Raw genomic sequence first — 24,539 nt, forward strand, 5'->3', positions numbered from 1 at the left:
ATGAGCCAGGTTATTCAATCTTTGCGCCGAACCGTAATACCAGCGCCCATGGCGGGCGGACCTACCACCGTGGATCTGGTGCGCACCGCGCATCAGGCCGGTTCCTTTGGCACCCTGGGACTCGGCTCTGCCAGCGTGGACTCCGCCCGCAGCCAGATTGATGCCTGCGCCGGCATCCCCTTTGGGGTGAACCTGTTTTGCCCGCAGGATCCATTAACACCCGAGTAATTGGCCGCCGCCGCGGAATTGGCTGCGGCTGAAGGTGCCACGCTGCCGGATCCCGATTATTCCTTCGGCTTCCATGACAAGCTCGAGCTGGCGCTCCAGGGCGGCGCGCGCGTCGTGTGGTCTATGTTCGGCACCTTTGACTCTGAGCAGCTTGCCCGCATCCACGCCGCTGGTGCCGAAGCTTGGACCACCGTCACCACGCCCGACGAGGCCCGCGCCGCCGCCACGCTGGGAGTGGACGCGCTGTGCGTACAAGGGCCCGCTGCCGGTGGGCACCGCGGCACGTGGGACCGTACCGCGCTTCCCGATGATCGACCCCTGGCAGAGCTCATTGCCGCCGTCCACGAAGCCGTCCACGCGGTCGCACCAAACATCCCGCTGATTGCCGCAGGTGGGCTGCGCACGGCAAGCGACGTAACCCAGGTTTTAAGCCTGCCCGGCGTGGCCGCCGCATCGTGCGGCTCTGCCTTTTTGCTGAGTAAAGAAGCCGGAACCAGTGACTACAACCGCAAGCTTCTCCAGCGCGGCGGGGCCACCGTCTCCACCCGCGCTTTTTCGGGGCGCCATGCTCGCGGCTTGGAAAACGACTACACCCGCGCCCACCCCGGTATACCCCCGGTATATCCCATGCTTAATTCCGTACTCAAGGAACGCCGAGCGCAGCACGATGCCGCCGTAGCCTACTGCCTCGTAGGTGAGCCGGCCGCCAAAATCCGCGGGGGTAGTGTCGCAGACATTCTGGACTCCCTATGCCAAAACAAACACTGATACACGCTAAAATTTGGGGCGAAGATTGCTAGCCACCCCCGAAATAGAAATGGATGGAGCCTCGTGACTGCGAACGCACATATTGGACATGATGACTGGAACGAGCGCCTCGAATTGGCGCAACAGATGATTCCCCTCATCCACCAACTGCACCGCAATAACAACGTCGTCGCCACCATCTTCGGCCGCCCGCTGGTGGGGCAGACCGATATCGACATCATCAAGTCCCACCGCTACGGACGCCGCATTGCCCAGTGCCAGCTCTCCACGGCAGAAACCCTGCCCATCCTGTCCGAGTTAGCGGATATGAACCTAAGCTCCGCGTCCATCGACGTTGGACGCCTCCTTTTGGGCTTTGAAGAGTCGGGCGAAGATGACCTGCGCCGCTACCTCGAAGATGAACTCACGGAAATCGTCGGTGCCGGCGAGGACATCGACCCAACCGATGTCGTGCTCTACGGCTTTGGCCGCATCGGCCGCCTCCTTGCCCGCATCCTCGTCGCTCGCGAAGCCGCTTACGGCGGCGTGCGCCTGCGCGCGATTGTGGTGCGCAATAAGGGCGAAGGGGACATCATCAAGCGCGCCAGCCTCCTGCGCCGCGATTCCGTCCACGGTGCCTTCAACGGCACCATCAGCGTGGACGAGGAAGAACAGGTTATCTGGGCCAATGGCACGAAGATCCAGATGATCTACGCCAACGACCCGGCCACGATCGATTACACCGAGTACGGCATCAACAACGCCGTGCTGGTGGATAACACCGGTGTTTGGCGCGATAAGGAAGGCCTGTCCCAGCACCTGGAGGCCAAGGGCGTGGCCCGCGTGCTGCTGACCGCGCCGGGCAAGGGCGATATTAAAAACATCGTCTTTGGCATCAACGATTCCGCCATTACCGATGACGATAAGATCCTCTCCGCCGCATCGTGCACCACCAATGGCATTACCCCAGTGCTCAAGGTCATCAATGACCGCTACGGCGTGGCCCACGGTCACGTGGAAACAGCGCACTCGTTTACCAATGACCAAAACCTCATTGATAACTACCACAAGGGCGAGCGCCGCGGCCGCGCCGCCGGCCTGAACATGGTGCTTGCTGCCACCGGTGCCGCTAAGGCCGTGGCCAAGGCCCTGCCGGAGTTCGAAGGCAAGCTGACCGGCAACGCCATCCGCGTTCCTACCCCGGATGTGTCCATGGCGGTGCTTAACTTGGAGCTGGAGCAAGAAGTCGATCGCGATGAGGTCAATGACTTCCTGCGCAACGTCTCCCTGCACTCGGATCTGCGCCAGCAGATTTCCTACATCGCCTCCCCAGAGGTCGTCTCTAGCGACTTCGTGGGCAATACCAATGCCGGCATCGTCGATGGCATCGCCACCATCGCCTCCGGCAAGCACTTGGTGCTCTATGTCTGGTACGACAACGAGTTTGGTTACTCCAACCAGGTCATCCGCGTGGTGGAAGGGCTTTCTAATGCCCGCCCGGTGGTCCTGCCCAAGCGCGTATCTCCCTCTGAGCTTTAAGCTCGCATGGTTTAAGGCCCGCGGAGTCCCCGCGGGCCTTAGTTATTTAATCGGTAGGGCGAAGTGCCCGTGTGCGCAGCAACCGCCTGGCGGCCCACGAAGTAATGGCGGCGAAAAGCAGGGTCATTATCGCAGCACAGGCGTAGCGGCCAGGAGAATCCGCATTCATCGGCCAGGCGGGGAAAGCAACGAGCCAGAGGACGGTCTTTGCAAGGACATCGCCGCCTACCGTCACGGAGACAATGGTGCCGATGATGGTGAGAACTAGCGAGCTCCAGATACCAAAGCGGATCACCATGATGAGCGAGACCGCCGCGAGCACGTACCCGACGCCGATGGTCAGCGGCAGTTGGGCGAGCACAGCTAGGGTGGCTTCACCGGCGAAGATAACTGCGACCGAAGCACACGTGCACACCGCTGCGATGATGCCCAGTAACCACAGGAGAAGGGCAGTAGAGCAGTGGCGAGATTCTGTATAGACAATCGGCCACGCGCCCGAGAACCCCGGCCAGACCAGTACAGGAAGTACACCGGCACCCACGGGGAGAAGCAGAAATACGAAGAATCCCTGTACATAGCGTGGTGGGTAGTAAAGGGCAATAAAGATCAGCGCTAAGGCGCTTAATACCAAGCACGTAATGACCGCTGGCGTCATTATGGCCCGGTGAAAGCCCCGGAGCGCATCGGAAAGGCGGGAGCAGGCAGCGGCACGAGAGGCACTCGCAGGCTGCCACCCTTGAGCTGGCGTGGCGGCGGTACTGGTCGTGGGTATCGCTACGCGCCGGCGTCGGGAAAGCGGACGTACTCGCCGAGGCGTCATGGTCACGGTCAAAGAGCCTGCTACAGCGAGGATGAGGCATAACGCCAGTGCAGGAAGAGGGCTTTCCTGCAGGAGTGGATCGCCAGGCTCGAGCGGAACCGAATTTTGGTGGATACGAAGCGCAGGTAACAGTAACCGCAGCGGCCAGGCGGGTGGGAAGGCCCACCATAGCTGCCCCTCGACAACGCGAGGAAGCACGCTAATGACCTGCCAGATAACCGCGAGGATAAGCGTGACGGCAAGGCCCAGCCTGCGGGCGCATGCGGTCGCAAGCCCCGCGATGCCGATGGCTCCAAGGAAAGAATAAACCCCAGCGATGAGAAGCAGCTGGTGGTCTGCACGCCCTTGCGCTGCAACCGCCGCCCAGGACAGACCGAAATTAAGAAGGTGAAAAACTGCGAGGCTTACCACGACGAAGAGGAACCGGGACGCGTGCTCGTAGCGAGGATGAAGCCGGCGCCATAGGGTGCCGCCGCCGCGGCTGAGCACCTCGCGGCGCTCTGGAACCCCAGCAAAAACCGCAATGAGCGGCGCGTACATGCCGGTGATAAACATGGATTGCCAGCCAAGAACCCCGGTAGCGTCCTCGGCGGAGGAGGCGAAGGCTGAAAAGAATACCGTCATTACTACCAGAGGGAGGGCGAGCAAGGGTAACCACTGCAGGGCGCTGCCGCGGCAACGCAGTAGTTCCGCTGAGAGATACCGTCGATACTGGTTACTCATCGGTCTCACCATCTGCAGAAGTCAGGCGGAAGAATTCGGCTTCCAATTCACCGCTGGGGGCCAGTTCTTGTAGGGAGCCGGAGTACCGGATGGTGCCTTGGGACAAAATAGTGATGTCGTGGGCTAGGTGAAGGACCTCACCGAGTTGATGGGAGCTGACCACGACTGTGTGCCCAGCGGCGGCGAGCTGCTGGAGGAGTTTGCGGAGCTCCGCGATGCCCTGTGGATCGAGTCCATTTTGCGGTTCATCGAGCAATAAGATTTCAGGATCACCGAGTAGGGCTTGGGCTAAGGCCAAGCGGGCTTTCATTCCGGTGGAAAAAGACTTTGCCTTCTTAGAACCAGCCCCGGCTAGACCAGCAATGTGCAAGACACGGTCGATTTCAGTATCGGGCAACCCGAGCAGGCGGGTATGCACGCGGAGGTTATCCGTAGCAGAAAGGTGGCCATAGAAAGCTGGCCCGTTAACCGAGGCACCAACATGGTCGAGAACCTCGCGCGACCATGGTTTTCCAGCCACGCGCACCGTTCCCGAATCGGCGGGTAGCAAACCGAGGAAAATGGAAAACAAGGTGGACTTGCCGGCGCCATTTCTCCCGAGCACAGCGTGTACGCGGCCAGGCGAAATATGAAAACTTATATCCCGCAGCACTGCCTGGGAACCAAAAGACTTTGTGATGTGTTCGAAAGAAACCTCATAGCTCATACCAAAAGTATGAGCTGCGCAACTATCGAAATCTTCCGCCTGCGAGACGGTCTTCGCGCCGGGGTAGTCCTACCACAGTAGGAGGCTAAGCAATGCCAGCTTTGTGCGCCAGCAGCACCAAAGCCACGCGGTCGCGCGCAGCTAGCTTGGACATCAGCGCAGAGACATGCGTTTTTACCGTGGTATCTGCGATAGACATGTGGCCGGCAATCTCGCGATTTGTAGCCCCGCGCGCGATGAGTACGAGCACCTCCATCTCGCGCCGAGTGACCAGGCTCAGTCCTTGGCGCTCGTGCGGACTGAGCTGGCTGTGCGTTAGCGCCTTGCGGTAGCCCTCTAAAACAGGGCCCGTTACCTGGGAGGCGAGGACAGACTCGCCCTTGGCAACGTCGCGTACGGCGTGTACCAGAACCTCTGGATCGGCGTCTTTTAGCAAGAATCCATGCGCACCGGCGGCAATAGATTGCGATACCAGATCCTCTTCATTGAATGTGGTGAGCATGATAATCCGGCAGTCAGGGGTGCGGGAGAGAATGGCTTGAGCCGCGGCGATTCCATCCATGCCAGGCATTCGTATATCCAAAATGGCCACATCAATGCGGTGGCGAAGTGCCAAGGAAACGGCGTCGGCTCCGGAGGCTGCGGTAGCCACCACCTCAATATCTTCCTGCGCGTTCAAGATGGTCGATAGGGCAGCGACGAGCATTGCTTGATCATCTGCAAGCATGACGCGAATCTTAGACATGGTTGTCCTTGTGTAATGGTAGTTCCGCAGCCAGTGTAAATTTCTGGGCATCGCCGCCGCTGGTTAAGTATCCGCCTAACGCTTGGGCGCGTTCCTTAACTCCCACCAAGCCCACGCCGCTGCCGGAAACCTCACTGGGCGTCGGGGACGTAGCGGTGGAGATGAGGGTGACCCGTGCGGCATCGGAAAGCGTGAGTTTTAGCTGCACGTGCGTGCCGGGGCCTTGGTGGCGCAGGGCATTGGTCAGCCCTTCAGAAATGATGCGCACTAGGGCTAGCTGGGTCAGCGCGGAGACCTCGTAAGAGGCAGGCAATTCCGCGTCAATCTTCAGGTCAGCGGTGCGAAAGCCGTCGATGATGCCCTGTACATGTTCGAGCTGCTGCGCGGGTTCCAAAGCCGAAGGCCCCGTGCTGCGTAGCGCTGTGACGATCCCGCGCACTTCTTCCAGCGCGGAATCCGCACCATCGCGAATGTTCTGCAAGGTGTCCTCTGCGGCGGTCGAATCCGTGCGCGCGGCGATAATCCCGGCATTGGCCTGAACCTTGATCAAGGTGAGGGAGTGGGCCAAGACATCGTGCAATTCCCGCGCGATGAGTAAGCGCTCTTCCTCCTGCGCTTGGTGGAATCGTTCTTGGGCTAAGCGCTCGCGTTGCCTATCCAGGTCAAAATAGCGTGCGGCGATGAAATAGGCGCTGCCGAGCACCGCCCAATGCACCACCAGCAAGGTGATGTAGCGGCGATCTAGCTGGAAAGATAAGAGAAAGGACTCGGGGTCAATGCGCCACATCGCAGGCGATATAAAGGAACCCAAGAGCGCCGCGGTAAGCACCGCGCGGGGAATTGAGCGGCGTTCCACGTAGCGGGAGGTGGCGTAGACGGCCATCGGCGCGGTCAATGCCCATGGAGTAACCCCGAGGTTGGCTGGTAGCTGGCTTATCCACGCCGCGGCCCACGCACCAAGGAGGACAATAAAGCCAGCTGCACTGAGTACCGGTTTGGTACGCCAGACCCAGATGAAGGGCAAGAATAAAAGCGAAAGCGCTGCTTGGATGAGCTCGATAGCTCCTGGAGCCGCCCAAGCCCCGATGAGATAAAACAGCGCGATGAGCGCTGCCACCGCGGTGAGGATTTTATCCCCTAAGCGTGCTTTTGCCACGGTGTCAATGCTCATAGTCGGACATAGTAGTACGCCGTCGGGGGACTACTTCTTTTTGTCCTTCTTCTTGCCTTTCTTCTTCCCTTTCTTTTTAGACGAGTCCTCCAGCTTGGCGGCTACATCCGGCACATAGCGGAACTCTTCGCGGTCTGGGCGCTCGTAGGTCTTGCCATCGGAATCGGGACGGTGCGGGATCTCCGGCAACTCGCGCTCGATCTTCTCGTAAGGGATCGTATTGAGCAGGTGCGAAATGACGTTGATGCGCGAGCGTTTTTTATCCTCGGACTCCACGGTGTACCACGGTGCGGTCGGGGTATCGGTGTGGATGAACATGGCGTCTTTGGCGCGGGAATAGTCCTCCCAGCGGGTAATGGATTGCAGATCCATGGGGGAGAGCTTCCAGCGGCGCAGCGGATCATTGCGGCGGGATTCAAAGCGCTTAATCTGCTCTTCATCAGAGACAGAGAACCAGTACTTGCGCAGGATAATGCCGTCTTCCACAAGCATCTGCTCAAAGATGGGAGCCTGATGCAAGAAGCGGACGTATTCTTGATCGGTGCAAAAGCCCATGACGCGCTCAACGCCGGCGCGGTTGTACCAGGAGCGGTCAAAGATGACGATTTCGCCCTTGGTCGGCAGCTTTTCCACGTAGCGCTGGAAATACCACTGTCCCTGCTCGCGCGAGTTCGGGGCCGGTAGTGCCTCGATGCGGCAGGTACGGGGGTTGAGATACTGCGTGATGCGCTTGATGGCAGAACCCTTGCCGGCGGCGTCGCGGCCTTCCATGATGATGACCACGCGGGCGCCGGTTTCAACGACCCACTGCTGCATATCAACGAGCTCTGCTTGCAACCGCTCGAGCTCTTTTTCGTAGGCCTTCTTATTCAGCTTCTTAGGGGATTTGCTGCTTTTGGTGCTCATTCTTCCAGCTTAACGGCTTGGTAGCCCTATCTAGAAAACTGGTGTGCCCTCGTTGGAGTGAGAACCCAGCCACAGCTTGTGTAGCGCGATTGGGGCAGCCTTAGAGGCCGGGCTCGCCGTAGCGAGTGGTATTAGAAATATGGCCGAGCCCTTCGATATCGATGGCTACCGTATCGCCATCCTGGAGGAATTGCTGCGGGTCGCGAGCAAAACCAACGCCTTCGGGCGTACCGGTCACGATGACATCACCGGGGTTGAGGGGATAAAGCTGCGAGCAAAATTCGATGAGCTCAGCGATGGAAAAGATGAGGTCATCGGTATTGTCTTGCTGGCGCACCTCGCCATTAACCGTGGTGGTCAGCCGCGCGTTATTGCCCGGCGCCCATTCATCAGGGGTGGTTAGCCAAGGCCCAAAGCCTGCGGTGCGATAAAAAGACTTGCCGGCGTGGAATTGGCTGGTCTGGCGTTGAAAATCGCGCAAGGTGTAGTCATTCATGATGGAATACCCCGCCACGTAATCCAATGCGTCCGCGCGGGTTACGCGGTGCGCGCGCTCGCCGATGACCACCGCTAGCTCACCCTCATAGTCCAGCTTCTGGGTAGCGTATTCGGGGATATAGACGTCATCGAAGGGGCCGGTTAGCGCATCGGCGAATTTGATAAACAGCGTGGGGTGCTCGGGAAACTCGCGGCCCATTTCCCGGATATGCTTAGCGTAATTAAGGCCCACGCAGATGATCTTCCCTGGCGTTGGGACGACTGCTTCTAAATCATGCTGATCAAAGACTATTGGCTCGCCGGATAGCTGGGCGGCCTTGCGCCAATCTTCGCTGCGTAGCAGCGCTCCTACGTCTTCGTAGTCCAGCTCCACTCCCACATTATCGCCCTCAATGCGGATTGCGGAGGTGCCGAACGCGGTGCGAAGAGTAGCCAATTTCATGCCAGCTAGTCTAGCGCACTCCTTATTTCTGCTACCGCGTCAGCGCAGAGGATGGGGATCTCCACCTTTTCTTGCTTGGACCACGGCTTGAGCACAAACGATGCCGGATCCATCCGGCCTGGCGGCCTTCCGATGCCGATGGAAAGACGCTGATAGTCCTTAGTACCGAGCGACTTCGTAGTAGAGCGCAGACCGTTGTGCCCGTGATCGCCGCCGCCTTGGCGCAATTTCACGGTCCCGAAGTCGAACTCTAATTCATCGTGCACCACCACAATATCCGCGGGCGCCAGATGGAAATACTGGGCGAGTGCCTTGATCGGCCCGCCAGAAAGATTCATAAAGGACCGCGGTTTAGCGCAGATGACCTTGCGGCCGGATAGCATTCCTTCCGCAACCTCGGTATTCGTCTTCTTATGTACCGAAAAGCTGCTCATTAATTCACCGGCGAGCTCATCGGCAACGTCGAAGCCGATATTGTGCCGCGTGCCTGAATATTTCGGGCCAGGATTGCCAAGGCCTACTACGAGTAGTGGAGTCACTGCATTATTGTCGCATAGATTGAAATTCTATTGGAAATACAAACCTATGCGGCACTGAATATGAACTTGAGTAGTAAGCCCAGAATTCGTGAACTTGCCGGACAAGATTTATAAAACCATCTATAAAACCACGATATCGCCGTGAGCAGCAATGCTCACGGCGATATGCGTTTGGGGGAGTGGGAAATTACTCCTCGGAGTCGTCAGACTCGGAGGACTCGCCTGCACCCTCTTCGTCGACGGAGTCGGCACCAGCGTCGGCGCCACCTTCCTCAGCAGCCTCAGCGGCCTCCTCGAGCTCCTCGTCAACCTCAGGCAGGGAGATGGAGAGGATAACGGTCTCTGGGTCTGCCACCAGGGTGGTGCCTTCCGGCATAGTGATGTCGGCGGCGGTGATGACCTCGCCGTCCTCGAGGCCCTCGATGGACAGCGCGATCTCTTCCGGAATGCTCAGTACGTCAGCCTCAACCATGAGGACGTCTGCATCCTGGATGTGCATGGTGCCCGGTGCGGACTCGCCGGTCAGGGTAATCGGAACCTCAACCTCGACCTTCTCGCCGCGCTTAATCAGCAGCAGGTCAACGTGGTCGATGTCCATGGTGAGCACGTTCTGATCAACGTTCTTGACCATGGTCAGGTACTGCTCGCCCTCGATCTCGAGCTCCAGAACGGCGTTGACACCGTTGTTGCGAACGAGGGACTGGATGTCCAGCAGCGGCACTGCGAAGTGTACGGGCTCCTGGTCGCTACCGTAGATTACGCCGGGAACCTTCCAGTCGCGACGCAGGCGGCGGGCGTAGCCCTTGCCAAAGACGGTACGTGGTTCTGCTTTAATAATTGGGCGCTCTGCCATGATGCAATCTCCTTTGTTGGTGTAGTGCGGCGAGGCTATCGAAGTTATAAAAACGACGAAAGCCTGCCGATGAACGTCTTGGACGAGTCATCGCAGGCGTCAATAAAAGCAACATGCTCTAACTTCAATCGCGTCGATAACGGCTTCCCAATTTTTGAGTCGCCCTCGCCGAGACTGAGTTAGATTAGCATCTCTCGGCCGATGAAACCAAAACCCGCCCTGTTAATCTTCCTTCGCGCCCTTCCCCCGTCGCGCCCCTCGCGCTCACCGGTGGCGCGTATATCTGTAGCTCGGGTTGCGCGGTGAGCGCGAAGGGAGGGTGGGAGACCGGCAGGCGGTAGTGCGGTAGTGCTTGCGTGTACCTGCAACGCCCTTGGCGCTCACGGGGATGGAAAACACCAACACCCCGCCGTTCACGGTGAGCGCGAAGGGCGGGGTGTGAGGTGTAGTGTGAGCGGCGAAACGCTTATGCGCGGTCGAAAAGGGTAGTTACAGAACCGTTTTCGAAGATCTCGTGGATGGTCCGAGCCAGCAGTGGGGCGATGGACAGGACCTTGAGGTTGGACCAGCCTTCGGTGGACTGCGGCAGGGTATCGGTGGTGATGACTTCTTCGGCACCGCACTCGGAGAGGCGCTCGCGGGCGGGGTCAGAAAAGACGCCGTGGGTGCAGGCGATGATGACCTTCTTTGCACCTGCTTCCTTGAGTACGCGCACAGCACCGGCGATGGTGCCGCCGGTGTCAATCATGTCATCGAGAAGCACGCAGTCCTTGCCCTCAACTTCACCCACCACGCGGTTGGAGACCGTCTTATTGGCCTCGGTATTGGAGCGGGTCTTGTGCACGAAGGCCAGCGGGGCATCGCCCAAGTCGTGGGCCCACTTTTCGGCAACCTTCACGCGGCCGGCATCGGGGGAGACGACGGCGATGTTATCGGTGGCGTACTTGGACTTGATGTAGTCCGTCAAAATGGGCTGGGCGTGCATGTGGTCCACGGGGCCGTCGAAGAAGCCCTGAATCTGGTCCGTGTGCAGGTCCACCGAGACGATGCGGTCCGCGCCGGCTGCCTGCAGGAGGTCTGCGACCAGGCGGGCGGAGATGGGCTCGCGGCCCAAGTGCTTTTTATCCTGACGCGCATATGGGTAGAACGGCAAGATCGCGGTGATGCGCTTGGCGGAACCACGCTTCAGCGCATCGATCATGATGAGCTGTTCCATCAACCACTTATTGAGCGGTTGGGAATGCGATTGCATGACGAAGCAGTCAGCGCCGCGCACGGACTCTTCGAAGCGGATAAAGATCTCGCCATTGGCGAAGTCCCGGGCGGTGGTAGGAACCAGATCGGTGTTAAGTTCCTTTGCCACTGCCTCTGCCAATTCTGGGTGTGCGCGCCCAGAAAAGAGCTTCATGTTCTTGCTACTACCAGTTACCTTGCCAGTCATAGGAGAATATGCCCCTTTACTTTTCGTTGTCCTGTGCACGGGCTGCGGCTTGTGCCGCTGGGGTGCCCGGACGCTTCTTTTCAACCCAGCCTTCGATATTGCGCTGTTTGCCACCGGAGACTACGAGTGCTCCCGCGGGAACATCGTCTTTAATTACTGTACCCGCACCGGAGTACGCGCCATCACCGACATTGACCGGAGCGATAAACATCGTATCCGAGCCGGTGCGCACGTGGCTGCCAATGGTGGTGTGGTGCTTGTTCACACCGTCGTAATTGACGAAGACCGAGGATGCCCCGATATTGGATTCCTCGCCCACGGTGGCATCACCAATATAGGTAAGGTGCGGCACCTTGGTACCGCGGCCGAGCTCGGCATTCTTCGCCTCCACGAAGCCGCCGAGCTTGCCGTCTTCGCCCACGATGGTATTCGGGCGAATAAAGGTAAAAGGCCCGATCTTGGCGTTGACGCCGATGACGGAATCGCTGCCGTGGGTGCGGACGACGGACGCGCCGGTACCGATCTGCATATTCGTCAACGTGGAATCTGGGCCGATCTCGGCATTATCGGCGATGCTCGTTGCACCCCACAGCTGGGTGCCGGGGTGGATGGTGACATCGGTGCCGATGGTGACATTGACACCGATCCAAGTGGTCTCTGGATCGATGATGGTGGCGCCGCCGCGCATAGCCTTTTCCACCATGCGGCGGTTGAGCTCGCGGCCAGCGGCGGCCAGCTGCACGCGGTCATTGACGCCGGCGAGTTCCTGCGGATCCGCGGCCACGTGCGCACCCACGCCATGCCCAGCGGTGCGGGCGATTTCGAGGACATCGGTAATGTAAAGCTCGCCCTGCGCATTATTGGTATCAAGCTTGGTTAGGGCATCGCGCAATGCTGCCGCATCGAAAGCGAAAACGCCGGAATTGACCTCATCAACCAAGCGCTGTTCATCGGTGGCATCCTTGTGCTCCACGATGGCGGAGACAGACCCATCCGTGTCGCGAATGATGCGGCCATAGCCGGTGGGATCTGCAAGGCGCATGGATAATACCGTGACCGCATTGCCTTGAGCGGTGTGGGTATCGCGCAACCCCTCGATGGTTTCTGGGGTCAAAAGCGGCACGTCACCATTGGTGACGATGATGGTGCCTTCGAAATCCGAAATCGGGGAAATCCCGCAGGACACGGCATGGCCGGTACCGCGCTGTTCTTCCTGCACGGCCTGCACAACCTCGCGGTCCAGCTCATTCGAAATCTTTTCTACGACGGGTGAGACCTGCTCGCGCTGGTGGCCCACGACGGTCACGAGGTGGTCTGGATTAATTCCCGCCGCGGCGTGCAGTGCGTGTCCAAGCAGCGTGCGACCGCCAATTTCGTGCAAAGTCTTTTGCTTTGTGGATTTCATGCGCGTGCCGGCGCCCGCCGCGAGGACGACGACGGCACTTGGGGTAGTTGCTTCCACGGTCAACAAAACTCCTGGGGTTGAGTTTGATTAGTTCTTCGGGCTTCATCATATAGTCCCTATTTAAACTATGTGCGAGAAACCTCCTTTAGGCTGCCCGCGCGCCACACGCCAACAAAGCCAACGAGCGCCAAGAAAATCAACGCTGCCTCTGGTCCTGCGAGAGCGATGACGGAAGAAATACCACCCACGATGAGCAAAATAATGCCCATCATTGTATTAGCGGCACCCACGTACTGCGTCCTTTTATCGCCGCCGGCCATATCCACAACGTAGGTCTTTCGGGCCACGCGGACTGCCGTATGCGCGAGGTTGACGGCAAAGAAGCCGAGCGGCATGACCCAAGCATTCACGGAGTCTGGGGCCCAATGGGAACTAACCACGATGAGCAGGATGATGACGGAGGAAATGGCCGCACCAGCCGCCATAGTGTTCTTGGAGGATCTATCAGAAAATATGCCAGAAACGCGCCCACCTACGAGCGAAGCCAGACCGGAGGCAAGCACGAAGCCGTAGATACCGGAAAGGTCATCGTGCAGCAGCACGATAAATGCGGTAGAAAGCGCCGAGACCAGCAACAGAGCGCGAACGATGACGAAGTTGCGGAATTGGGCATCGCCAGTAAAAAGCTTCCAGGTATCTGACCACCAGCTCTTATCGATGCCCTCTTGCTCCCCCTCCGGCACCGGCTCTTCCACGTGCGAAAATACCCACGTAGCAATGGCCCAGGTAGAAGCGCCGACCAATAAAACGATGCCCATAGTGGAAATCGTGAGATCCCCCAAGAGGAATAAGATGACACCGGCTAACAGGGTGGCCCCGCCGCCCAAGGCCGCTGCTGATCCGGTGACCCGCCCGCGCTGGCCCTTGGAAATCGTGCGCGCCTGCACGTCTTTGCCTGCGATGGAACACAACGCGCGGAACAGGGAAAGCGCCGCCAAGGCGAGAAGCACGACCACGCCCAGCCATGCGCCGCGGATAAAGAATGCGGCGAGGGCGATGACGGCGCCGGAGATGGCTTGACCGGTCGAGCCGATCATCCACAAGCGCTTGCGGGCGCGGTGCGTGGTCACCCAGGGGGTAAGGGCGGCTTGCGGCAGCATGGAGCCAGATTCCCGGATAGGGGTAAGCAGGCCGGTGAAGAAGGCGGGAACGCCTGCCGCATTAAAGAGTGCTGGCAGCACCGTTTTGGAGGCAACGATCTGATCGCCTAAATTTTGCAGGCCATTGGACCAGATGAAGTACCTGGCATTTGAGTTAGACATGAAAGAACTTTCGAGATAACCGAGACAAAGCGGGATAACACTGTAATCCGGTCACAAGAGACCGTCTATCAACCTTACTCGCCCGCTACCCCTGGAAAGGGCGAAACCGGTGTGATCGGCTATGTTCAGTAGTTGTTATGCACGACGTGGATCCCCTCATCAACACGATGTACCAGGTCTTCGATCTGATCGGAGTGGCCTTGAACGGCATCATCGGCGGCACGATCGCCCGCCGTCGCGAATTCGACATCGTGGGATTTATTTTCCTCGCCCTCTTCTCTGGCCTGGCAGGCGGCATGATCCGCGACATGCTTATCGATGACGGCCCCGCCGCCGCCATTTCAGACCCCTGGTACCTGGGCCTTGCCTGCGCCGGCGCGCTGACCGCCTTCCTCATTGAACTGAAGGGAAAGGCGTGGGAGATTTTCCGCGAGCACGGCGATGCCATCATTTTGGGCATGTGGTCTACCACCGGTTGCGTGAAAGCACTGGCTGCGGGCATGCCCATGATCCCGTGCGTATTTTTGGGAGTTCTTACCGCCGTTGGTGGGGGAATGGTCCGCGATGTCGCCTCTGGACAAATCCCGTCCATTTTCGGCGGCAGCCCCCTCTACGCGGTGCCATCCATCGTCACCGGCATCGTCATGGTGACCTTTGCATCCTATGACCAATTCGCCATGGGCATGGTGGTTTCCCCGATCGTCGGCAGTGGCATGGCCATCATCTCCTACTGGCGGGGCTGGGTCCTGCCGCGCGCCGGGGTCGCGCCGGTGAACTACACCGCGGCACAGGTGGCCGCGATTGCCAAGAAGGCGGAGCTAAAAGGTTTTCGCCGCGGCCGGCGCAAGCGCTAGCGGACTAGACGCCTAGTCGGACCATGCCGTCGCCAGCTTTAAGGCAGGTTGGTGACGATGGCGATGATGACAAGGATAATAAGGACAAGAACGCTCCACCTAAGGAATGGATCCTTGGTTAAAGGCAACGGCTCCTGGGAGTCGTCATCAGGTTCCGGGGAAGACGTGGAGTGTGGAGCGTTCATGGCAGGAATCCTTTCGAGTGCAGTGGTGCCTCAATGCTAGTGAGGGTGACTACAGATTATCCACTGCGTACTGTGCTTCTTCTGCGGTGAACTTTTCACCGTATTCGCTGACGAGTTGGTCATAGATGGCGTTGGGGGACATGCTCATCATTTCTTCGTAATTGCGAGCCGTTTGAAGAGCATTATCGTGGTAGTCCGCTTCCAAATTATCAATGGCGTACTGGGCGGCTTCCGGGCTGAATTGCTCACCGTACTCGCTGCTGAGCTGGTCGTACAATCCCTGCTTGGACATGTGCATGGTGTCTGAGTACACCTTGGCGCTCTTCAGGGCATTCTTGAATTCGCGCGGGACGTCCTGGTCATCCTGCGCAGCGTGAGAATCTTCGCCTGCGTCAACCTCCTGAGCCTCTTCTTCTGGGTTGGCCTCCACAGTGTCTTGCTGGGTGGTTTGGTCCGTGGAGTTTGTGCTGCTGCTGTTTTCATCATCGCTGCCGCCCAAACCCGCAATGATGGAAATAACAATGAGGACACCGATGATGATTGCGCCCCATTTGAGGCACCCGCCCTTTTTCTTCTGCGGCGCGTCAGCTGGTGGTTGACCCACCGGTGGTTGGCCCGCGGGTTGAGAGTTATTGGAATACGGAGAGGGAGAAGAGGAGGGGGTACTCATGGTGAGCGTTCCTTTCAATGTGGGTGGGGGTATGGAAGAAAGTTTTCCGACATTGGCCACATTGTCGTGACTGTGGTCGAGAGAGATTAACGAAGCGGATCTTTAGCAACATGGACAGTGGAATCTTGTACATCACCCAGATCAACAACGATGGTGCAGGAATAGAACTCTCGGACTGGGGTGCCAAAGCCATTGGGAAAATCAACTTGGCCAAAGGCGTGGTACGTCCGTGGCGAATCGGTTATAGAATCTGGCGACTGAATATCAATCTCTTCTGGAAAACTGACTCCGCCGGGATACTTGGCCCGGTTGGTTACTTGCTCGCGGCATTTATCCAAAGCAGCCTCAGTATCTTGGGCTTCGCTTATCTTTAGTATGACAAAAATAAAGGCCATGAACACTACGAGGGTGGCCCCGACGAGTAATAGCCAGAACCGCCACCGCTTAAAAAGCGGCTTTTTCGGCTTTGTTGTGGGAACTGGGACCGGTTGTGTGGGATAGGGGGTCTGATATGGAGAGTTGTCCAACGCTAGGGTCTTTCGGAAGAGGAGTAACGAGTGATTGTTGCCGGTACGCACCCCGGCATCGGGCTGGGGCGTGAAGCTTCAACAGCTTTTAATAAATCAACCGGTCTGGACATAAGTATGGTGGAGAGTAAGGGAAATCGCCTATGTGTGCGAACGGTTCGTATTGTCTCAACGTATCTGTTAACTCGTGGGATCCTCGATTAATGCAGCCGCAGGCATTCGGCCTCTGCTCCCTAACTCGCTTTGTCTTAAGATGGGATTAGGAAAACTCGGTTATCAATGACTAAGCAGTTGGGAAGGGAAGAAATTCTATGAGGACGGACGTAGTAATTATTGGTGGCGGTTTTGCGGGCACTTCTGCAGCAATTACTTTGGCTCGCGCGAACCGGTCTGTCGTCTTAGTGGACTCACATCAGCCACGGAATAGGTTTAGCGAGCATTCCCACGGAGTTTTAGGTTTTGAGTCAGCTTCGCCTATTCAAATGCTGGAAAGTGGCCGCCGTGAATTTCAATCGTTTGGAGGAGAGATTATCTCTGAAAAGGCAAAGTTGCTCTCTCCTTTTGAGGATGACTCATCTGGGTGGAAAGCCGAATTGGAAAGCGGTGAGGTAATCTACTCGCGTCATGTAATCGTTGCTACAGGTATCACTGACGATTTGCCAGATGTTCCCGGACTAGAGCGGCTGTGGGGCTCACGAGTTTTTCATTGCCCCTACTGTCATGGCTACGAGGTCAAAAATAAGAACCTAGCCGTCATTGGAGGAAAGAACCCTCCCTTTACTTTCCGCATAGCAATGTTGCTCACTAAGTGGACGGATCGAGTGACTTTCTATCCAAATGGATTGGAGCTTCCGAAAGAGGAACAGCGGCGTATGGAATCGCTAGGAATCACGATCGAACTTAATTTAGTGCAAGGGGTTACAGAATCTGAGCGATTTGATGGTGGCGTAGTTCTTGACGTAGGGCAGGAAAAGAGAGAATACGAAGCTTGCTTTACTGGGCCTGAATTTGTTCCCAATGATTCGATTCTCAGGAAAGCTGGATGCGCTGTAGAAAACGGTTGGATTAAAGCGGATTCTGGGATGACTTCGTGTGAGGGAATTTGGGCCGCCGGAAATGTCATCAGCTCTCCAGACCAGATGCCTCAAGCCATGGGAGCTGGAGCCGCCGTTGCCATCAAGGTGGATCAGAAGATGTTTGATGAGGATGTCTCCTGCTAGAGGAATTATATCTTTGTTGGGTATAAAAAGCTGAGGATAGAGGTGTTTTCTCAATAAAGAACCAACACGATGTGCCGCTAGGAGTGTTGAAAATCAAGCCTGCCCTATTTTCACGGGGCTATCGTGTACGGTCCCTTTTCGCTAGCATGTGATGATGCGCTTTTCCTACCTGACTGTCCCCACTGTGACAGCGTGTTTATTGTTAGCGGCCTGCTCGAATCCCGATAGTGGTGACACGAATCAAGCTGCGAGTGGTTCCGAATCTGCGTCGTCCTCCAGTGCCGCCGCGCAGTCAAAGGCGGCGGGCGCACAGCATACGGAGATTCCGACCGCAGATGGTGATGCGTCTCAGCTTCTGGCTGGGATGACGATGAGCAATCTCGTCGATAAGCAATCGCAAGAAGTAGCCCGCACCGCGCTTGCCGATGCCGGAGTGCCACAAGAAAGTATCGATGGCTTCTTTGAGTTGGTAGACGAATATAACACTGCCGTACCGACGGAGAGCATGGTGGCCGAAGGCTTCACGGATTACGGGACGCAAGACCCAGAATACGACGTGGAGGCCATTTCAAAGGCCTGGAATGATCATCACGCGGACTATGTGGGTACCAATTGCCGCATCAATACCTTCACCCTGGCGGATTCGCTCTTTTCCGTTGATGATCAGGACAACCCCAATGATTCCTTGTTATTCCTAGATCAACAGTCCCTAGATAATGCGCCGGATCAAATCTTCGATGAAGCCGAGCGCGCCAAGTTTGAGGCTTTTTATGGGAATGTGGAAACCACCATGGAGCAAGATCCAGGACAGCATATCGCCGATATCAAGGCTTATTTTAAAGACCGCGGCATCGAGTTCGCGGATACCGATGCCCGAGTGGTCTCGGTATTCTCGCACGATACCTTGACCGAACCGGCCACGCTTTTCATCGGACATACCGGCGTTGCCGTGCCATATGAGGATGGCTACCTATTCTTAGAAAAGCTTGCCTTCGATATGCCGTACCAGGCGGTGACGGTGAAGGATATGCAGCAGCTTAATGATTACCTGATGCATAAATACGACGACGGCCCCGATCTGGAATACGGCCAACCCGTCATCTTTGACAATGATGACGTCATAGAAGGTATGCGCTACGTCAAGAAGTAAAAGGGCAGGGCTGGAAATAGGCCCTTAGCCAAATGGCCGTGGCCTGCTTCGACGGTTTGGGCAAATATCTATAATCGCGACCTCTCACACAAAACACCTGACACGCTCTCAGATCATGCGGTGGCGACTTTTGGTCTTGAAGGGGTCGGCTAAGTGTATTAAGGCAAGCATAACCACGGTCACGTCGCGCGCTACTGTGATATATGCCTCACATTTCGGGCTTGCGATAGTTGATAGATATGTCCCTATAGGTATACTCACTAATCGTGTCGAGCTGGAGTTCTCAGAGGCTAGACACCGCCTCCCCAGCAAACGTTGGGAAAACTCACAAGACTCACAAGAAGGGTTGAAGACATGAAAATGAAGAATTACCGCCGCGTTTCCATCGCAGCTGCAACCGCCGCTCTGGGCCTGACTCTGGTGGCCTGCAGCGATAACGGCAGCTCCGCCCCAGCGACCGTCACTGAGACCGTTGCCTCGACTGATCAGGGCAACCAGAGCAACCAGAACGGTGGCAAGGAAACCGTCACCGTCACCTCTGGTGCTGATGCTAACGCGAACGGCGGCAACGCTGGTCAGGGCGGCCAGGCTGGTGGCAACGCAGCTACCAACGACCTGCCAACCGAAATCACCGGTTACTCCGGTGAAGCAGAGCGTGACCTCACCGAAGAGCGCCTGACCAAGGATGAAGTGACCCAGGTTCTGCAGCGTGCCCACAATGGCGAAGGCAAGGTCAAGTGGGACAACGACGGCTACTGGGAAGTTGAAGTTGGTGGCGTCGACATCGACATCGACAAGAACGGCCTGGTACTTAGCGTCGACCGCTAAATAGGTCATCCCGCTTCTGTATAGGCTTTGTGACTATACAGAGCACTCAATAATTGGTTCTTTTTGGGAACCCAGCGAAACCGTCCGATGCGCATCTAGCGCACCGGACGGTTTTCTTATTGGCGGACCAACTGGTAGCAACAGCGTTGAGCGGTGGGGATTCAATAATGTGGTTGCAGGAGCAGCCCTTCTCCTTCGTCATCTCCTCTTGTGCACCTACCTGTTTTAATCGAAGGCGTTGCGCATCCTGCTGGTTATCGGACAGACCCACTGAAATTGTAGATGAGCCACGAGAAGTCTTTGACAGAGTTGAAGAGATGACGTATGTTCCGGCTAGGTGCTGGAGCCATAGTCTCAGACTAAAAGCAAGCGCCAGATGGGCCAAGTCTCAGACTTATTACCCATAAATAGCGGGTATCCATACCGCATTGATTCCCATACTTACCGCGACGCCTCACTTTCCTGTGAGGCGTTTGCTTTGCTGCAATGACCCAAGAATTCAAGGCAACCGGGAGAAAAAGAAAAGCCCGTAACCAGAAAACCGGTCAACGGGCAGTAAAAATGCTTCCCCACCAGGACTCGAACCTAGAATGGCGGTACCAAAAACCGCAGTGTTGCCGATTACACCATGGGGAACCACAGCGAATGCTGTAGTTATAGCGTACCTGACGCCCCCGGGTAAATAACAAATTACTAGGTAGGGGTGGGGCAAAGGATAGGGTAGAGGGCATGGTTCGACAGAGAATGACCGGGCGCGAGCGCCGCGAGCAATTGATTTCTATTGGGCGCGCTGCTTTTGCGGAATTGGGGTTTGAAGGCACGAGCGTCGAAGAGATTGCGTCCCGCGCCGGCGTATCGAAGCCGGTGGTCTACGAGCATTTTGGGGGCAAGGAAGGCCTGTATGCGGTGGTCGTGGATCGGGAGATGCTGGCGCTGGAAGAAGTCATTAAGGATTCTTTAGAAGAAGGCAGTTGGCGCGAGCGCATCGAGCAGGCCGTGATGGCGCTGCTGAATTACGTTGAGGAAGAAACCGATGGTTTCATCATCTTGGTGCGCGATTCGAAGCCGGGCGAGGAACGCAGCTTTTCCACGCTGCTGAATGCCGCGGTGGGGCAGGTGGCCTATATCTTGGGCGAGGCCTTTGAGCACCGCGGTATTAATCCGGAGCTAGCCAATATTTACGGCCAGGCCCTCGTGGGCATGGTCTCTACCACGGCGCAGTGGTGGTTGGATGAGCGCAGCCCGGATAAACCGGATAAGGAAGTCGTCGCTACGCATATAGTCAATCTATGCTGGAATGGTTTGTCCGGTATGGAAATTAAGCCCAAGCTAGGAGGCAGGAAGTAAATGGCGACGCCAATGCTGGCAGGTCTGCTTAAGGTCGCGGCCACGGACCCGAAGCTCAAGGGGCTCGTGGCCAATGTGGGCCAGGACCTGCACATTACGGGTATTGATCAGGCGCGCCCTTGGGCTCTTGGCACCTTGGCCCACCATGCGCCGGTGCTGGCGGTCACGGCCACCAGCCGCGAGGCCGAGGATCTCACCGCGGAGCTTACCGCGATGATGGGCGATAAGGTCGCGATGTTCCCGTCGTGGGAGACGCTGCCGCACGAGCGGCTGAGCCCGGGCGTGGATATCATCGGCAAGCGCGCGCAGGTGCTGCACAACATTGATGACCTGCGCATTATTGTAACGGCCGCGCGCGGGCTCTCCCAGCCCATCCTGCAAGAAATTGAGGGCCGCGCCCCAGTGCACCTGGAAGAAGACCACGAATATAACTTCGATGATGTGGTGCGCCGCCTGGAATTTAGGGCATACAAGCACGTGGACATGGTGGCCAAGCGCGGTGAGTTTGCCACCCGCGGTGGCATTATCGATGTCTTTCCCACCACCTTGGATTACCCGGTGCGCGTGGAGTTTTGGGGCGATGAGGTCACCGATATCCGCCAGTTTTCTGTTGCTGACCAGCGCACCATCCCGGAAATCGAGGTCGGTCGCGTGGATATCTTTACCGCCCGCGAGCTGCCGATTACGGATGCGGTGGCGCAGCGCGCGGCTACATTGGCGGCGACGCATACCGGAAACCCAGCGCTGGTGGAGCTGCTCACCAAGGTCAGCGAGCATATTCCGGCAGAGGGCATGGAGGCGGTTTTGCCCGTGCTTTCCGATGTCCCACTGATCACCCTCTCCGAGTTCCTTCCCGCCGCCACGCACGTGGTGATGGTGGCGCCGGAAAAGATCAGGCGCCGCGTGGAAGACCTGGAAAAGACCGACGCGGAATTCCTGGCCGCCGGGTGGGAGGCCGCGGCCATGGGCGCGGATGGCCCCTTGTCCACGGAAGGGCTCGATACCGAAGGTTCGAGCTACCGCTCCTTTGAGTCTCTGGAGGTCTCCATTCGCGAGGCCGGCCAGCCGCTGTGGACATTTTCCCCACCGGGCATGCTGGCCGGGCCAGAGGAAGAAACCCTGCCGCTCGAGTTCGAGCCCGGGCCCACCCCGCGCGGAGATATCAAAGAAATCGACGCCATGATGGCCCAGCTGCTGGCGCATACCAACGCCGGCGGGCGCGCGGCGTTTATCGCGCCCGCACAGGGTGCCATCAAGCGCATGGTGGAGCGCTTTGCCGAGCAGGGCATTCGCACCAAGGTGGCAACCCCCGGTTGGGAGCCCAGCGCGGGCGAGGTCACCTTGTATCAGGCGCTTAGCCACGCCGGCTTGGTCTTTCCCAAGGTGCGCAAGCTCAAAGATGCCGAGGCACTCCCGCTCGTCGTGGTGACGGAAACGGACCTGACCGGTAACCGCGTCGGCGATATTGCGGACGCCAAGCGGCGGCCGGCCAAGCGACGCAATAAGGTGGACCCGCTGGCGCTCAAGCAGGGCGATTTTGTGGTGCATGAAACGCACGGCATCGGCAAGTTTTTGAAGATGGCCGAGCGCACCATCCAATCCGGCGATGAGACCAGCCGGCGCGAATACATCGTGCTGGAGTATGCGCCCTCCAAGCGCGGGCAGCCGGCGGACCAGCTGTGGGTGCCGATGGATTCGCTGGATCTGCTCAGCAAATACACCGGCGGCGAATCGCCCCACCTATCCAAGATGGGCGGCTCGGACTGGAAGAACACCAAGAAGAAGGCGCGCGCTGCCGTGCGCGAGATCGCCGGCGAATTGGTGGATCTCTACGCCAAGCGTCAGGCCGCTCCGGGTCACCAGTTCGCGCCCGATAACCCCTGGCAGGCGGAGATGGAGGATAATTTCCCCTTCGTTGAAACCGAGGATCAGATGCTGGCCATCGATGCGGTCAAGGAGGACATGGAATCCACGGTGCCGATGGACCGCGTGGTCGTCGGCGATGTGGGCTATGGCAAGACTGAGGTCGCCATTCGCGCCGCCTTCAAGGCCGTCCAAGATGGCACCCAGGTCGCCGTCCTAGTGCCGACCACGCTGCTGGCGCAGCAGCACTACGATACCTTTAGCGAGCGCATGGCCGGTTTCCCCGTCAAGATGGCGGTGCTATCGCGCTTTACCTCCAAGAAGGAAGCCACGGAGATCTTTAAGGGGCTTGCCGATGGCTCGATTGATATCGTCGTCGGCACGCACCGCCTGCTGCAAACCGGCGTGCACTGGAAGAACTTGGGCCTTATCGTCGTCGATGAGGAGCAGCGCTTTGGCGTAGAGCACAAGGAACACATTAAGGCGCTGAAAGCCAGCGTCGACGTGCTCACCATGTCCGCGACACCGATTCCCCGCACCCTGGAGATGTCCATGGCGGGTATCCGCGAAATGTCGACCATCCTCACCCCGCCAGAGGATCGACACCCGGTGTTGACCTATGTCGGCGCCTACGAGGACAAGCAGGTCGCAGCGGCGATTCGGCGTGAGCTTTTACGCGATGGTCAGACCTTCTTTATCCACAATAAGGTCTCCGATATTGAAAAGAAGGCGCGCGAACTGCGCGACTTGGTGCCAGAAGCGCGCATCGTCGTCGCCCACGGTCAGATGAATGAGGACGTGCTGGAAAAGACCGTCCAGGGATTCTGGGACCGCGAGTATGACGTTTTGGTCTGTACCACGATCGTGGAAACCGGCCTGGATATCGCCAATGCCAATACGCTCATCGTGGAAAATGCCCACCACATGGGCTTGTCGCAGCTGCACCAGCTGCGCGGGCGCGTGGGCCGCTCCCGTGAGCGCGGTTATGCCTACTTCCTGTACCCCAAGGGTGCCACGCTGACCGAGACCTCCTATGACCGCCTGGCCACCATCGCCCAGAACAACGATCTGGGCGCCGGCATGGCCGTGGCCATGAAGGACCTGGAGATGCGCGGTGCCGGTAACGTGCTGGGCGCGCAGCAATCTGGCCACATCGCAGGCGTGGGCTTTGACCTCTACGTGCGCTTGGTCGGCGAGGCCGTGGAGGCCTTCAAGTCCTTGGCCCGCGGCGAGGCACCTGCGGTAACAGACGAAGGACCCAAGGAAATTCGCATCGATCTCCCCGTGGATGCGCACATTCCAGAGTCCTATATCGATTCCGAGCGCCTGCGCCTTGAGGTCTACCGCAAACTCGCGGCCTCGCAGGACAACAAGGATCTGGCGGCGGCGCGGGAGGAAATGGAAGACCGCTTCGGCCCCTTGCCCAAGGAGGTCGAGCGCTTGCTCGCCGTGGCGCGTCTGCGCCACCAAGCCCGCCGCGCCGGGGTGGCAGACATTACAGTGCAGGGCACCCGCGTGAAATTCCACCCGGTGGAACTGCCCGATTCCAAGCAGGTGCGCCTAAAGCGCCTCTACCCGGGCTCGAGCTTCCGGGCCGCGGCCAAGGCCATCAATGTGCCTTTCCCCAAGGCTGGGCGCAATGTCACTTCGCCCAAGCTGCGCGATGAGGAGCTCATCCAGTGGGCGGCGGACTTCTTGAGCGCGCTTTTTGATGTCCAACCCATCAACGTCTCCGGCGAGAAAGCCGGCGCCGGATCGGTCATCAGCGTAGGCGAGTAGCCGAAGGGCGCGTAGCCCCTCGGCGCATAGC

At 58.1% G+C, this 24,539-nt stretch carries 21 protein-coding genes and 1 pseudogene; 8 read left to right on the forward strand and 14 right to left on the reverse strand.

The window, feature by feature from the left end:
* Together ACP8IT_RS04235 and ACP8IT_RS04240 are read left to right on the forward strand one after the other, a co-directional pair.
* Positions 1-996 (forward strand): annotated as a pseudogene (locus ACP8IT_RS04235) (nitronate monooxygenase).
* Between the two features lie 63 nt (positions 997-1,059).
* Entirely contained in the window at positions 1,060-2,514 is a 1,455-nt protein-coding gene (locus ACP8IT_RS04240) for a glyceraldehyde-3-phosphate dehydrogenase (protein WP_490290453.1), read from the forward strand.
* Positions 2,515-2,560: 46 nt separating this feature from the next.
* On the opposite strand, the gene ACP8IT_RS04245 is transcribed toward ACP8IT_RS04240, so the two are convergent.
* From ACP8IT_RS04245 to ACP8IT_RS04295, 11 genes are all read right to left on the reverse strand, one after another.
* Complete coding sequence (locus ACP8IT_RS04245; RefSeq protein ID WP_490290454.1) at positions 2,561-3,958, reverse strand: ABC-2 family transporter permease; 1,398 nt, start codon at positions 3,956-3,958, stop codon at positions 2,561-2,563.
* A 91-nt stretch (positions 3,959-4,049) separates the two neighbouring features.
* Complete coding sequence (locus ACP8IT_RS04250) at positions 4,050-4,763, reverse strand: ATP-binding cassette domain-containing protein (RefSeq protein ID WP_411703090.1); 714 nt, start codon at positions 4,761-4,763, stop codon at positions 4,050-4,052.
* Positions 4,764-4,848: 85 nt separating this feature from the next.
* Positions 4,849-5,508: a response regulator transcription factor gene (locus tag ACP8IT_RS04255; protein WP_490290455.1), complete on the reverse strand. Its 660-nt coding sequence runs from the start codon at positions 5,506-5,508 to the stop codon at positions 4,849-4,851.
* Positions 5,501-6,679, reverse strand: coding sequence for a sensor histidine kinase (locus ACP8IT_RS04260; protein WP_490290456.1), 1,179 nt, complete (start codon positions 6,677-6,679; stop codon positions 5,501-5,503). Before ACP8IT_RS04260 ends, ACP8IT_RS04255 begins: the two co-directional genes overlap by 8 nt.
* A 30-nt stretch (positions 6,680-6,709) precedes the next feature.
* Positions 6,710-7,585 carry a polyphosphate kinase 2 gene (gene ppk2 / locus ACP8IT_RS04265; RefSeq protein WP_490290457.1) on the reverse strand — a complete coding sequence of 292 codons (876 nt, stop codon included), beginning with the start codon at positions 7,583-7,585 and terminating at the stop codon, positions 6,710-6,712.
* Between the two features lie 100 nt (positions 7,586-7,685).
* Entirely contained in the window at positions 7,686-8,525 is an 840-nt protein-coding gene (locus ACP8IT_RS04270; RefSeq protein ID WP_490293069.1) for a fumarylacetoacetate hydrolase family protein, read from the reverse strand.
* Between the two features lie 5 nt (positions 8,526-8,530).
* Positions 8,531-9,064, reverse strand: a complete 534-nt coding sequence (gene pth, locus ACP8IT_RS04275) for an aminoacyl-tRNA hydrolase (RefSeq protein ID WP_005279989.1) — start codon at positions 9,062-9,064, stop codon at positions 8,531-8,533.
* Between the two features lie 187 nt (positions 9,065-9,251).
* Complete coding sequence (locus ACP8IT_RS04280) at positions 9,252-9,917, reverse strand: 50S ribosomal protein L25/general stress protein Ctc (protein ID WP_490290459.1); 666 nt, start codon at positions 9,915-9,917, stop codon at positions 9,252-9,254.
* A 466-nt stretch (positions 9,918-10,383) separates the two neighbouring features.
* A complete protein-coding gene (locus ACP8IT_RS04285; RefSeq protein ID WP_005279993.1) occupies positions 10,384-11,358 on the reverse strand; it encodes a ribose-phosphate diphosphokinase in 975 nt (324 codons plus the stop codon).
* A gap of 16 nt (positions 11,359-11,374) precedes the next feature.
* The gene (glmU, locus tag ACP8IT_RS04290) at positions 11,375-12,820 is read right to left on the reverse strand and encodes a bifunctional UDP-N-acetylglucosamine diphosphorylase/glucosamine-1-phosphate N-acetyltransferase GlmU (RefSeq protein ID WP_126318691.1); all 1,446 of its coding nucleotides are present in this window, start codon (positions 12,818-12,820) and stop codon (positions 11,375-11,377) included.
* 68 nt (positions 12,821-12,888) lie between these two features.
* Complete coding sequence (locus tag ACP8IT_RS04295) at positions 12,889-14,085, reverse strand: MFS transporter (protein ID WP_126318693.1); 1,197 nt, start codon at positions 14,083-14,085, stop codon at positions 12,889-12,891.
* Between the two features lie 137 nt (positions 14,086-14,222).
* Here ACP8IT_RS04295 and ACP8IT_RS04300 point away from each other — a divergent pair, with 137 nt between their 5' ends.
* Positions 14,223-14,939: a trimeric intracellular cation channel family protein gene (locus ACP8IT_RS04300; RefSeq protein ID WP_490290460.1), complete on the forward strand. Its 717-nt coding sequence runs from the start codon at positions 14,223-14,225 to the stop codon at positions 14,937-14,939.
* Between the two features lie 38 nt (positions 14,940-14,977).
* On the opposite strand, the gene ACP8IT_RS04305 is transcribed toward ACP8IT_RS04300, so the two are convergent.
* The 3 genes from ACP8IT_RS04305 to ACP8IT_RS04315 form a co-directional block, all read right to left on the reverse strand.
* On the reverse strand, positions 14,978-15,124 hold the full coding sequence (locus ACP8IT_RS04305) for a hypothetical protein (RefSeq protein ID WP_005280000.1): 147 nt from the start codon (positions 15,122-15,124) through the stop codon (positions 14,978-14,980).
* 49 nt (positions 15,125-15,173) lie between these two features.
* On the reverse strand, positions 15,174-15,794 hold the full coding sequence (locus ACP8IT_RS04310; RefSeq protein WP_005280001.1) for an Ltp family lipoprotein: 621 nt from the start codon (positions 15,792-15,794) through the stop codon (positions 15,174-15,176).
* 86 nt (positions 15,795-15,880) lie between these two features.
* A complete protein-coding gene (locus ACP8IT_RS04315; protein WP_126318695.1) occupies positions 15,881-16,189 on the reverse strand; it encodes a hypothetical protein in 309 nt (102 codons plus the stop codon).
* 443 nt (positions 16,190-16,632) lie between these two features.
* Here ACP8IT_RS04315 and ACP8IT_RS04320 point away from each other — a divergent pair, with 443 nt between their 5' ends.
* The 5 genes from ACP8IT_RS04320 (at position 16,633) to mfd (ending at position 24,508) form a co-directional block, all read left to right on the forward strand.
* Complete coding sequence (locus tag ACP8IT_RS04320; RefSeq protein ID WP_023017673.1) at positions 16,633-17,541, forward strand: NAD(P)/FAD-dependent oxidoreductase; 909 nt, start codon at positions 16,633-16,635, stop codon at positions 17,539-17,541.
* Positions 17,542-17,911: 370 nt separating this feature from the next.
* Positions 17,912-18,691 carry a DUF4300 family protein gene (locus ACP8IT_RS04325; RefSeq protein ID WP_490290461.1) on the forward strand — a complete coding sequence of 260 codons (780 nt, stop codon included), beginning with the start codon at positions 17,912-17,914 and terminating at the stop codon, positions 18,689-18,691.
* 354 nt (positions 18,692-19,045) lie between these two features.
* Positions 19,046-19,519, forward strand: coding sequence for a hypothetical protein (locus tag ACP8IT_RS04330; protein ID WP_005280005.1), 474 nt, complete (start codon positions 19,046-19,048; stop codon positions 19,517-19,519).
* Between the two features lie 729 nt (positions 19,520-20,248).
* A complete protein-coding gene (locus ACP8IT_RS04335) occupies positions 20,249-20,866 on the forward strand; it encodes a TetR/AcrR family transcriptional regulator (RefSeq protein WP_005280007.1) in 618 nt (205 codons plus the stop codon).
* Positions 20,867-24,508 carry a transcription-repair coupling factor gene (gene mfd / locus ACP8IT_RS04340; RefSeq protein ID WP_302520991.1) on the forward strand — a complete coding sequence of 1,214 codons (3,642 nt, stop codon included), beginning with the start codon at positions 20,867-20,869 and terminating at the stop codon, positions 24,506-24,508.
* Positions 24,509-24,539: the final 31 nt, after the last annotated feature.

The sequence above is a fragment of the Corynebacterium sp. LaCa_23 genome (assembly GCF_058182375.1).

Excerpts from the sequence above, each read along its gene's own strand:
- mfd (WP_302520991.1), top strand. The coding sequence starts at position 20,867 with ATGGCGACGCCAATGCTGGCAGGTCTGCTTAAGGTCGCGGCCACGGAC.
- ACP8IT_RS04325 (WP_490290461.1), top strand. The coding sequence starts at position 17,912 with ATGAGCAATCTCGTCGATAAGCAATCGCAAGAAGTAGCCCGCACCGCG.
- ACP8IT_RS04305 (WP_005280000.1), bottom strand. The coding sequence starts at position 15,124 with ATGAACGCTCCACACTCCACGTCTTCCCCGGAACCTGATGACGACTCC.
- ACP8IT_RS04310 (WP_005280001.1), bottom strand. The coding sequence starts at position 15,794 with ATGAGTACCCCCTCCTCTTCTCCCTCTCCGTATTCCAATAACTCTCAA.
- ACP8IT_RS04295 (WP_126318693.1), bottom strand. The coding sequence starts at position 14,085 with ATGTCTAACTCAAATGCCAGGTACTTCATCTGGTCCAATGGCCTGCAA.
- ACP8IT_RS04270 (WP_490293069.1), bottom strand. The coding sequence starts at position 8,525 with ATGAAATTGGCTACTCTTCGCACCGCGTTCGGCACCTCCGCAATCCGC.
- ACP8IT_RS04320 (WP_023017673.1), top strand. The coding sequence starts at position 16,633 with ATGAGGACGGACGTAGTAATTATTGGTGGCGGTTTTGCGGGCACTTCT.
- ACP8IT_RS04315 (WP_126318695.1), bottom strand. The coding sequence starts at position 16,189 with ATGGCCTTTATTTTTGTCATACTAAAGATAAGCGAAGCCCAAGATACT.
- ACP8IT_RS04300 (WP_490290460.1), top strand. The coding sequence starts at position 14,223 with ATGCACGACGTGGATCCCCTCATCAACACGATGTACCAGGTCTTCGAT.
- ACP8IT_RS04245 (WP_490290454.1), bottom strand. The coding sequence starts at position 3,958 with ATGACGGTATTCTTTTCAGCCTTCGCCTCCTCCGCCGAGGACGCTACC.
- ACP8IT_RS04335 (WP_005280007.1), top strand. The coding sequence starts at position 20,249 with ATGGTTCGACAGAGAATGACCGGGCGCGAGCGCCGCGAGCAATTGATT.
- ACP8IT_RS04260 (WP_490290456.1), bottom strand. The coding sequence starts at position 6,679 with ATGAGCATTGACACCGTGGCAAAAGCACGCTTAGGGGATAAAATCCTC.
- ACP8IT_RS04280 (WP_490290459.1), bottom strand. The coding sequence starts at position 9,917 with ATGGCAGAGCGCCCAATTATTAAAGCAGAACCACGTACCGTCTTTGGC.
- ACP8IT_RS04330 (WP_005280005.1), top strand. The coding sequence starts at position 19,046 with ATGAAAATGAAGAATTACCGCCGCGTTTCCATCGCAGCTGCAACCGCC.
- ACP8IT_RS04250 (WP_411703090.1), bottom strand. The coding sequence starts at position 4,763 with ATGAGCTATGAGGTTTCTTTCGAACACATCACAAAGTCTTTTGGTTCC.
- ACP8IT_RS04255 (WP_490290455.1), bottom strand. The coding sequence starts at position 5,508 with ATGTCTAAGATTCGCGTCATGCTTGCAGATGATCAAGCAATGCTCGTC.
- ppk2 (WP_490290457.1), bottom strand. The coding sequence starts at position 7,585 with ATGAGCACCAAAAGCAGCAAATCCCCTAAGAAGCTGAATAAGAAGGCC.
- ACP8IT_RS04285 (WP_005279993.1), bottom strand. The coding sequence starts at position 11,358 with ATGACTGGCAAGGTAACTGGTAGTAGCAAGAACATGAAGCTCTTTTCT.